General features: G+C 45.0%; 2 protein-coding genes. Both read left to right on the forward strand.

Features of this window, described 5'->3' with window-relative positions; genetic code table 11:
* Positions 1–132: 132 nt before the first annotated feature.
* A complete protein-coding gene (istA, locus tag ACTNC6_RS16045) occupies positions 133–1,671 on the forward strand; it encodes an IS21 family transposase (RefSeq protein ID WP_441044636.1) in 1,539 nt (512 codons plus the stop codon).
* Positions 1,672–1,677: 6 nt separating this feature from the next.
* Entirely contained in the window at positions 1,678–2,454 is a 777-nt protein-coding gene (gene istB, locus ACTNC6_RS16050) for an IS21-like element helper ATPase IstB (RefSeq protein ID WP_441044637.1), read from the forward strand.
* Positions 2,455–2,536: the final 82 nt, after the last annotated feature.

Raw genomic sequence — 2,536 nt, forward strand, 5'->3', positions numbered from 1 at the left:
GCGCATGGAAATCACTAATCCGTTTTGTTGGAAATCGCATTTCCGTTAAAAAGGAAATCGCGTTATCTATATAAACCTTATAATGAGGTTATGCACCAGTTGGTGTAAATTCATTATAAGGAGGTCACGCTTATGACCAAGTACAGAGAAATCATTCGCCTTACCGGCCTGGGATTCTCACAACGCGATATCATGGCAAGCTGTGGTGTTGCACAGAAAACTGTCGTCAAGGTTCAGAAACGTGCCAGAGAATTAAAACTTTCATGGCCCCTTGATGAATCAATGACTGACACAGAGCTTCAAAGGCTCATGTTCTCCAAAGAGAACAAGGTATCAACTAACAAGCGTATGCCTGACTACGCTTACATCCACAAGGAGCTGCTCCGCAATGGAGTCAGCAAAAAGCTTCTTTGGACAGAATACATGGAGGACTGCCGTACTAACGGCGAGGAACCGCTCATGTATTCCCAGTTCTGCTATCACATCCAGCAGGATGAGCAGAAACGACGTGCTACCATGCATATCAACCGCAAACCCGGCGAACAGGTTGAAGTAGACTGGGCAGGAGATCCTGCAACAATCATCGACCCCGATACCGGTGAAATTATCAAAGCTTACATATTTGTTGGCGTAATGACCTACAGTCAGTATGCATATGTGGAAGCATTTCTGGATATGAAGCAGAAATCATGGATTAATGCTCATGTCCATATGTACGAATATTTTGGCGGTGTCGCCAGAATCCTCGTACCGGATAACTGCAAAACCGCAGTTGTTCACAATGGTGGATTTAAAGACCAGCAGATTAATGAAACCTATCAGGAAATGGCCGAACACTATGGCACCGCTATTATTCCGGCGCGTGTCAGGGCACCCAAGGACAAGCCGAATGCTGAAGGAACGGTAGGAAACATATCTACCTGGATCACAGCAGCACTTCGGAATGAACAGTTCTTCTCCCTTGCCGAATTAAACCGGGCAATCAGAGATAAGCTGGAACTGTTCAACCAAAGGCTCTTTCAGAAAAAAGAGGGTAGTCGGCGAAGCTTATTTCTTGGGGAAGAAAAACCATTGCTGGCACCATTACCTGCTACCCGTTTTGAACTGAGTGACTGGAAAACAGCCACTGTCCAGTTCAATTATCACATATCTGTGGACGGAATGCTATACTCCGTTCCGTATGAATACATCAAAAAGAAAGTTGATGTGAAGGTAACAGATACCACTATTGAAATTTTCTACAACCATAACCGCATTGCTTCCCATCGGCGTCTGAAAGGACGCTCTGGACAATACAGCACAATCACAGAGCATATGCCTGAAGACCACCAGAAATATCTGGAGTGGAACGGTGATCGCTTCCGTAAGTGGGCTGAGCGGATTGGTATAAATACGTACACTGCAGTTAATGCGATATTAACCTCCAAAGGTGTGGAACAACAGACCTATCGGAGCTGTATGGGACTTCTAAAGCTTGCCGAGAAATACTCGGATGCATTGCTTGAAGCTGCCTGTAAAAAGGCGTTATCCTATACAGCATCACCCAGTTACAAGAGTATTAAAAACATCCTTGTAACAGGTTCTGTAAAGCCGGAATCAGAAACAACTGAATCCAAGACCACACATAAAGCACACGGCATTACAAGAGGTGCCGATTACTATCGGAGGTAAACACATATGACAAATCAGAGTACTATAGATAAATTAATCGAAATGCGCCTGACTGCTATGGCAGATGCATTTCGCAACCAGCTTGATGATCCAAAGCTTAAGGAGATTCCTTTTGAGGATCAGTTCGGTATGCTGGTAGATATCGAATACAGCAGCCGCAAAAACAACCGTCTGAAAAGGCTGATCAAGAATGCCGGATTCGACCAGCCGGAAGCAAGTATCATAGATATCAACTACACTTCCGGACGCAGGCTGAACAAGGAGCTGATCCACAGACTTGCTACCTGCGAGTATATATCTGAACACCGGAACCTTTTTATTACCGGCGCTACAGGCTGTGGTAAGACTTACATGGCCTGTGCCTTTGGCATGGAGGCATGCAAGCGGTATTACAACACCAAATATATTCGCCTACCTGATCTGCTTATAGACTTGGAGCTGGCACGAACAGATGGCAACTACAAAAAAGTCATGGCTAAGTATGCTAATCCTGTTGTCCTGATTCTGGATGAATGGCTTCTTTTGAAACCAACGGATTCAGAACAAAGGGATATCTTCGAATTACTCCACCGGAGACGCAAGAAATCATCCACGATTTTCTGCTCCCAGTATGCATTCGAGGAGTGGTATGACCAACTTGGTGGTGATGATAGTCCTTTGGCAGATGCAATCATCGACCGCATCGCTCATGACAGCTATCGCATCAACATCACCAGCATTGATGCCGAACATGACATCTCAATGCGCGAGGTATATGGCTTAGACAAAACATTGCGCGAGTAAACTCGCATAAGATGATTTCCACTTTCCGGACATCTGATTCCCAGATTTCCGGAAGTGCGATTTCATCGCACAGGAATATTCA

The sequence above is a fragment of the Blautia sp. HCP3S3_C4 genome, assembly GCF_052064095.1.
Taxonomy (GTDB): domain Bacteria; phylum Bacillota; class Clostridia; order Lachnospirales; family Lachnospiraceae; genus Blautia_A.

Bases quoted from the DNA above. Each gene is read 5' to 3' on its own strand.
- istA (WP_441044636.1), top strand. From the start codon at position 133: ATGACCAAGTACAGAGAAATCATTCGCCTTACCGGCCTGGGATTCTCA.
- istB (WP_441044637.1), top strand. From the start codon at position 1,678: ATGACAAATCAGAGTACTATAGATAAATTAATCGAAATGCGCCTGACT.